Below are 6,996 nucleotides of genomic sequence, written 5' to 3'. Positions count from 1 at the left end.
CATCGAGAGGAGGTGCAGCGAAGCAAACCGTAGGCGATGCCCCCGGATCAATCCCGGAGCGAAGGAACCCCGAGCCTCAGCGAGGGGCCGTACGTCAGGGTTAGAGACCTTTTGGTTACTTTTGGGGCGTTTGCCAAAAGTGACCCGCCGTAAGGGCGGAACCCTAAGCAGCCATAACCGCAGCAACGGATCTGCCCACAAAATTGACTAAATTCCCCAACCCATGGTCTCCTACACAACTTGTTACGGGTGCCCCTCACAGGGTGAAACGGGAAACCGGTGAATCATGTGCTTTACTCTAAAGCCATGTCAGTCCGGTGCTGCCCCCGCAACGGTAAGCGAGCGAAGCGTCAGATCCACTGTGCCCACAGGCATGGGAAGGTGACGCTTGCAGGTCGGCCAGACGCCAACCCCTCGTGAGCCCGGAGACCGGCCCGCAACACACAGTGCGCATCTTGCGTCACTGAACATAACAAACCCGCGGTGGGCGGGCGCTGTTCGAACCTCTGCGTGCCCGGCCGCAGGGGTTTTCATGCGCTCTATTCACCCACTGACACTCCAGAGGGAAGCGCCATGTCGATCATCAGCAGCACCGGCAGCAATTCGGACAAGATCTCCAGCACCACCACCCTGAGCCAACGCCTGACCGCCGCCGTCTGCGCGTCGATCCTCGGTGCGTGCCTCGTGTATTTCGCCGGTTTCTCGCACATCGAAGCGGTGCACAACGCCGCTCACGATACCCGCCACAGCGCCGCGTTCCCGTGCCACTGAGACCTGACGACATGATCAAGCGTATTGCGCAGACCGCAGGTTTCACCGGCCTTCTGGCCGCCCTGCTCCTGACGTTGCTGCAAAGCTTCTGGGTTTCGCCGCTGATTCTGCAGGCCGAGACCTTCGAGAAAGCCGAGCCGGTTGCCGAAGTTCACGAACACGCCGCCGGCACCGCCGCCCATACACACGATGCCGAAGCCTGGGAGCCGGAAGATGGCTGGCAGCGCGTGGTCTCCACCACTGGCGGCAACCTGGTGGTTGCCGTGGGTTTTGCCCTGATGCTGGCTGGCCTGTACACCCTGCGTGCGCCGACCAAAACATCGCAAGGCCTGCTCTGGGGTCTGGCCGGTTATGCGACCTTCGTGCTCGCCCCGACCATGGGTCTGCCACCTGAATTGCCAGGCACTGCCGCTGCGGATCTGGCCTCGCGGCAGATGTGGTGGATCGGCACCGCCGCCTCCACCGCTGTCGGCCTGTCCTTGATCGCGTTCAGCCGTCACTGGCTGATGAAGATCCTCGGCGTGGCGATCCTTGCCGTGCCGCATGTGATCGGCGCGCCACAACCGGAAGTGCATTCGATGCTCGCCCCGGAAGCCCTCGAAGCTCAGTTCAAAATCGCTTCGCAGCTGACCAACGTCGCGTTCTGGCTGGCCCTGGGCCTGATCAGCACCTGGTTGTTCCGCCGCAAAAGCGAAGGTCAGTACCACGCATGACCGATGACAGCGCAGCGCCGACCTTCGTGGTCGGCCTGGGCTGCCAGCGCGGCTGCCCGGCCAGCACGCTGCGTGCATTACTTGATCAGGCGTTGCAGGCGCATCGAATTGATCTTGAGAAGGTCAAGGCGCTCGCCAGTATCGACCTCAAGCGCGACGAACCCGGTTTGCAGGAACTCGCCACCCAACTGGCGCTGCCATTGCTGTACTTCAGCAGCGAGGAACTGGCCAGTTATCAGCAACGTTTGAGTCACCATTCGCAAATCGCCTTCGAACGCACCGGTTGCTACGGTGTGGCGGAAAGTGCCGCGCTGGCGCTCGCCGAACAGCTGATCAGCGGCCCGGCAAAACTGCTGATTTCCCGGCAAAAGTACGCTCAGGCAACTCTGGCATTGGCCGGCGCGGCGTAAATTCCCGATAATCCCCGCTTTCGATCATGAGCATTCTTCATCTGAAGGGCTTGTGACGCACCGCCCTGCCCCTTTTCTACAGGATCCAACGATGACCGTTTACTTCATCGGCGCCGGCCCCGGCGACCCGGAATTGATCACTGTCAAAGGCCAGCGGCTGATCCGCAGTTGCCCGGTGATCATCTACGCAGGTTCACTGGTGCCGACGGCAGTGCTGGAAGGTCATTGCGCTGAAACCGTGGTCAACAGCGCCGAGCTGCACCTGGAGCAGATCATCGACCTGATCAAGGCCGCCCACGCCAAGGGCCAGGATGTGGCGCGGGTACATTCGGGGGATCCGAGTCTGTATGGCGCCATTGGCGAGCAGATTCGTTATTTGCGCGAGCTGGGTATTCCGTTCGAGATCATTCCCGGTGTGACCGCCACCGCCGCGTGCGCCGCGCTGTTGGGCGCCGAACTGACCCTGCCGGACATCTCGCAAAGCGTGATTCTTACCCGATATGCGGACAAGACCGCGATGCCGGTTGGCGAGGAGCTCGGCAGTCTGGCGCAGCACGGGGCGACCATGGCGATTCATCTGGGGGTCAATCATCTGGAGAAGATCCTGGCTGAGCTGCTGCCGCATTACGGCGCGGATTGCCCGATCGCGGTGATTCACCGGGCGACGTGGCCGGATCAGGACTGGGTGGTCGGGACGCTGGAGGATATTGCCGGGAAGGTAGCCGCCAAGGGGTTTCGGCGTACGGCGTTGATTCTGGTTGGGCGGGTGTTGGGCAGCGATCATTTCAGTGAGTCTTCGCTGTATCGCGCCGGGCACGCACATCTTTACCGCCCATAACGGCCCCATCGCGAGCAGGCTCGCTCCCACAGTAGACCGTATTTCCCTGTGGGAGCGAGCCTGCTCGCGATATCGGGCGCTGAATTTCTGGCATAAAAAAACGGCGCTCACGGGGCGCCGTTTTTCATGCCGCAGCGAACACCTTAGTAGTAGGCGTTTTCTTTCTGCGTGTGGTCGGTCACGTCGCGCACGCCCTTGAGCTCCGGAATGCGCTCGAGCAAGGTGCGCTCGATGCCTTCCTTCAGGGTTACGTCCGCCTGGCCGCAGCCCTGGCAACCGCCGCCGAACTGCAGCACGGCAATGCCGTCTTCAACGACGTCGATCAGGCTGACCTGCCCGCCGTGGCTGGCCAGCCCCGGGTTGATTTCGGTTTGCAGGTAGTAGTTGATGCGCTCGTTGATCGGGCTGTCAGCGTTGACCATCGGGACTTTGGCGTTTGGTGCCTTGATGGTCAACTGGCCGCCCATGCGGTCGGTGGCGTAGTCGACGACGGCATCATCGAGAAACGCTTCGCTGAACGAGTCGATGTAAGCGGTGAAGCTTTTCAGCCCCAGCGCCGTGTCTTCAGGTTTCTCTTCGCCCGGCTTGCAGTAGGCAATGCAGGTTTCGGCGTACTGGGTGCCAGGCTGGGTGATGAAAACGCGGATGCCGATGCCCGGGGTGTTCTGCTTGGAGAGCAGATCGGCCAGGTAATCATGGGCGGCGTCGGTAATGGTAATAGCGGTCATGGAGACTCCTCGCAGGCTTGAGGCGGAGTTTACGCCAATCGGCGCGCGGCACAAAGTCCTAGTATTTACGTAGGAATAGTTCGCAAATCGGCTAGGCGCCAGGTTCACCGTCAATCCGCGCTTTAAGCCATTGATAACTGCGTTTTTCCACCCATTCGTAGCTCAGCCATGAACCGATAGCGATGGCCAGCGCACAGACGACAAACATCAAATACGGGTTGATCCCGTAGCGTCGGGCCAGATAACCGCCGGCCGACAGCACCAGCACATGCATCAGATACACCGAGTAAGAACAGTCACCCAGCAGCTTGAGCAGCCTGTTGCGCTCGACATGCCGCTCCAGCGCCATGCTGGCCATGACCAGCACTGCACTGGGCACGCCCCAATTCAGCAAACGGGGTTCCGGCGGCAGGAGATAGATTGCCAGCAACGCCGCACCGATCCCCAATAAGGGTAGCCAGAGCGCCGAGCCGACCCAGCCGCGACGGTAGAGCATGCCGATGCCGATCCCCAGCAGGAACTCATAAACGATGTCCGAGCGATAAAACTCGCTGACCCAGCCAAACCCGGTCCAGGCCTGACACACCGCAAACAGCAGCGCCGCGACCACCAGCAAGCGCACTTGCAGCCGGAACAACAGCGCCCAGGCGAACAGCACGTAGAACAGCATTTCGTAATTCAGGGTCCAGCCGACATTCAGGGTCGGATAGATCCCGTAGCCGCCGGGGTTTTCCGTCGGGATAAACAGCAACGACAGCAGCAAATGACTCCAGTCCACCGTCTGATCCGGCAGCAACGGCCGGGCGAATACCACCAGCAACGCCATCAGCACCGTGTAGAGCCAATACGCCGGGACAATCCGAAACAGCCGATACAACAGAAACCGCGCCGGCGGCAGTGCCTTGCCTTCGGTGGACAGGAAAATCACCAGCCCGCTGATCACGAAAAAGATATCGACGCCCACGGCGCCCTTGTCGATGAACAGCTGGCCTATCGGCCCGCGCGCCTCGAAGTCGAAGAAAATCTGCATGAAGTGATGGCAGACCACCGCCCACGCGGCGAGCGCTCGCAGGGCCTGCACTGAAATCAACATCGATGGTGCTCCCGATCCCGTACTTCACAGGATTGGGACAACCGCCATCGCTCAAACGATCAAAGATTCTCGTACCGGTTCATGTCCAGCACGCCCTCTTCCACCGGATCGGTTTCGTGGATGTATTGGCTGAGGTCGTGGAAATAGAACCAGAACTGCGGATGGCTGCGACGGATACCCCAACGTTCGACGATTTTCTCGAACTGCGCCGCGTCCTTTGCACTCTCCATGGCATCAACAAACGCCGGCACCTGATCCGCCGGGATGTTGAACATGAAATTCGGGTAGCTGCTGAGCACACCCGGATAGATCGTCAGCGTGTCCAGCCCCGGTTGATAGCGCAACGATTCGCCGAGCAGGAACGCCACGTTGCTGTGCGCACGGTTGCGCAGCAGGCTGTAGACCTCGCGTTTGCCGCTGCGGGTTTCGACCCGCAGCATGGTCGCTTCCGGCAATTGATCGATCACTTTCAGGCCGGCTGCCGGGCGCGAAGTCAGGCGACTGAGGGCCTGCTCGGCGTTCTGCAACGCCGGATCAATGTTCGGGCGCGAGCAATAAGCGTCTTCGCAGCGGTTGATCGGATCCGGACGCGCGTTGAGATCGCCGTAACGCGCCAGCAACTGCATGGCGAAATCGCGTTTCGGGTCTTTTTCGTCGAGTTTCAGCGCGGTCGGCTTGTCGTCGTCGATGGCTTCGTAATCGAGCCACATCTTGAACTGGCCGCTGCTCTGGTACCAATCGTCGAGGTAACCCTCACGGGAATCAGCGGGCATCAGGCGCAGGAAGTTCTGTTCGGCGCCGTTGCGGATCAGGTCGAAATACAAGCGCGTTTGCGCCTGATGGGAGACGTTGCCGAACACATCGAAATTCACCGCCAACTGGTAATACGTGCGCTCCAGCAGCGGATAGTCGAACAACCACATGGTCTGCGGCACCTCGCCGATCAAGCCCTTGGTCACCGAGGCACTGTCGAAGTGGCGGAAGATGCTGAGCAGGGCGTTGTCGTTGCCGGCCCACAGGGTCGACCAGCTCGGTGCCGGCAGGTCGGCGTAGCTGTCACGGCGTAGGGCTTCGTATTTGTTTCGCTTGTTGCGGTAGTTGTGCCACAGGCTCAGGACACTGCCGACATCGTCGTTCTGCCCCGGCATGGCCAACAACGGCGTGGCCTGGCCGCGATAGTTCGGGTCGGTGATGTACAGGTCGTGTTCCGGGGCCTGGAACAGCGCCCAGAAGTTGTCGCGGATCACGTCGGTTGCGATCTGCCCACGGCATACCGGGCCGCGAATGAAGGTGCGCACGAAGTATTCGGCGTTATCGAGCATGAACTGATAACGCGCCTGCGCCGGGATCGCCTCGAAGGTCGCGAACGGGTTGGCCCGGCTCTGCGGCCCATAGCCCGGCAAGGCGTTGACTTGCCAGTTACCGTTGTAGAACAGGCTTTTGACCCGCGCCATCTTCGCCGCGCTCAGCGGATAAGTGATGTGGGTCTTGTGCACGATCACGCCCTGCACCGGCCACAGGCGGTAATACACCTGAGTGCCCGGATCGTCGTTCGGGCGACGGGTGGCGATCAGGTCGATCGGCTGGCCGGTTGGTGTGCGCGAACGCACCCACTGGAAGTAATGCCCCGGCTCGCCGTCCTTGAAATAGATGTGCGCCAGGAACCAGTGCTCGTACAGCCAGCGCCCGACCAGACTTTCCCGCGCGCCGGGCTGGTTGAGCAGGTTTTCCCACTGGACGATTTGCAGCGCTTCCTTGGTGCTCGGCGCCAGGCCTTGCTCATCGATCGGCGCGCCGGACGCCAGCCAGCGTTGCAGCGTCTGATATTGCTGATCGGTCAGGCCGGTCACCGCAAGCGGCATGCCTTCTTTCGGATGGGCTCCGGCATAGCCGACGAACTCGGCGGGCATCGCGCACAGGTTCTCGCGATTGAGGCCCAGCACGATTTCTTCCGGCAGTTTGGCGTTGGGTGTCAGCGGCGTTTTGTGTCCCAGCTCCAGCATGCGTGCCATCAGAGCGGCCTGACTGCCTTGGGCGTCGAGTACCGAATAAAAGTCTTTTTGCTGCCAGGCGCGTTTGCCGAAGGCGTCATAGAACAACCGGGTGGTCGGCGCCGCCTGGGTGCGCTCGCCATCGTAGACCGGCATCTTGCTCGCGCCACGGGCCGCACCTTCGCCGCTGCCCAGGTTCAACTGGCAGGCAGAGTCGTAGCACGCATGGCAGGCCACGCACTTCTCGGTGAAGATCGGCTGGATGTCTCGGGTGTAGGAGATAGGAGAAGAAATAGCGGGATTCTGCGCCGCCGCGCCAAAACTCAAAAACAGCAACACCATGCTGACGACGCGGTACGACATATCCCTGATCCTGATCCTGAATAAAAACGCCGCGATTCTACCGTTATGACGCCCGTACCAACATGAGCGATATTCATGCAAAAACGCCA

The 6,996-nt window shown here is 60.9% G+C and carries 7 protein-coding genes and 1 riboswitch; of the genes, 4 read left to right on the top strand and 3 right to left on the bottom strand.

All coding sequences use genetic code 11. The features are described from left to right. Positions 1–230 precede the first annotated feature (230 nt). Positions 231–452, top strand: a riboswitch (cobalamin riboswitch). A 121-nt stretch (positions 453–573) separates the two neighbouring features. The 4 genes from PMI24_RS26355 to cobM all read left to right on the top strand — a co-directional run bounded on the left by PMI24_RS26355 (position 574) and on the right by cobM (position 2,732). Further along, complete coding sequence (locus PMI24_RS26355) at positions 574–771, top strand: CbtB domain-containing protein (RefSeq protein ID WP_007959524.1); 198 nt, start codon at positions 574–576, stop codon at positions 769–771. 11 nt (positions 772–782) lie between these two features. Continuing rightward, a complete protein-coding gene (locus tag PMI24_RS26350) occupies positions 783–1,484 on the top strand; it encodes a CbtA family protein (RefSeq protein WP_007959523.1) in 702 nt (233 codons plus the stop codon). Beyond that, a complete protein-coding gene (locus tag PMI24_RS26345; RefSeq protein ID WP_007959522.1) occupies positions 1,481–1,894 on the top strand; it encodes a cobalamin biosynthesis protein in 414 nt (137 codons plus the stop codon). The genes PMI24_RS26350 and PMI24_RS26345 overlap by 4 nt, the downstream gene beginning before the upstream one ends. Positions 1,895–1,985: 91 nt before the next feature. Then, positions 1,986–2,732, top strand: a complete 747-nt coding sequence (cobM, locus tag PMI24_RS26340; RefSeq protein WP_007959521.1) for a precorrin-4 C(11)-methyltransferase — start codon at positions 1,986–1,988, stop codon at positions 2,730–2,732. Positions 2,733–2,875: 143 nt separating this feature from the next. On the opposite strand, the gene nfuA is transcribed toward cobM, so the two are convergent. The 3 genes from nfuA to PMI24_RS26325 form a co-directional block, all read right to left on the bottom strand. Beyond that, positions 2,876–3,460: a Fe-S biogenesis protein NfuA gene (gene nfuA, locus PMI24_RS26335; protein ID WP_007959519.1), complete on the bottom strand. Its 585-nt coding sequence runs from the start codon at positions 3,458–3,460 to the stop codon at positions 2,876–2,878. Between the two features lie 91 nt (positions 3,461–3,551). Beyond that, positions 3,552–4,553: an acyltransferase family protein gene (locus PMI24_RS26330; protein ID WP_007959518.1), complete on the bottom strand. Its 1,002-nt coding sequence runs from the start codon at positions 4,551–4,553 to the stop codon at positions 3,552–3,554. Between the two features lie 59 nt (positions 4,554–4,612). After that, the gene (locus tag PMI24_RS26325) at positions 4,613–6,907 is read right to left on the bottom strand and encodes a fatty acid cis/trans isomerase (protein ID WP_007959517.1); all 2,295 of its coding nucleotides are present in this window, start codon (positions 6,905–6,907) and stop codon (positions 4,613–4,615) included. Between the last annotated feature and the right edge of the window lie 89 nt (positions 6,908–6,996).

Origin of the sequence: Pseudomonas sp. GM25 (assembly GCF_000282255.1) — a bacterium.
Taxonomy (GTDB): domain Bacteria; phylum Pseudomonadota; class Gammaproteobacteria; order Pseudomonadales; family Pseudomonadaceae; genus Aquipseudomonas; species Aquipseudomonas aphyarum.
Note: the sequence above shows the minus strand (reverse complement) of the source record. Positions and strands in the feature narration are given on the sequence as shown.

Bases quoted from the DNA above. Each gene is read 5' to 3' on its own strand.
- PMI24_RS26355 (WP_007959524.1), top strand. From the start codon at position 574: ATGTCGATCATCAGCAGCACCGGCAGCAATTCGGACAAGATCTCCAGC.
- PMI24_RS26350 (WP_007959523.1), top strand. From the start codon at position 783: ATGATCAAGCGTATTGCGCAGACCGCAGGTTTCACCGGCCTTCTGGCC.
- PMI24_RS26345 (WP_007959522.1), top strand. From the start codon at position 1,481: ATGACCGATGACAGCGCAGCGCCGACCTTCGTGGTCGGCCTGGGCTGC.
- cobM (WP_007959521.1), top strand. From the start codon at position 1,986: ATGACCGTTTACTTCATCGGCGCCGGCCCCGGCGACCCGGAATTGATC.
- nfuA (WP_007959519.1), bottom strand. From the start codon at position 3,460: ATGACCGCTATTACCATTACCGACGCCGCCCATGATTACCTGGCCGAT.
- PMI24_RS26330 (WP_007959518.1), bottom strand. From the start codon at position 4,553: ATGTTGATTTCAGTGCAGGCCCTGCGAGCGCTCGCCGCGTGGGCGGTG.
- PMI24_RS26325 (WP_007959517.1), bottom strand. From the start codon at position 6,907: ATGTCGTACCGCGTCGTCAGCATGGTGTTGCTGTTTTTGAGTTTTGGC.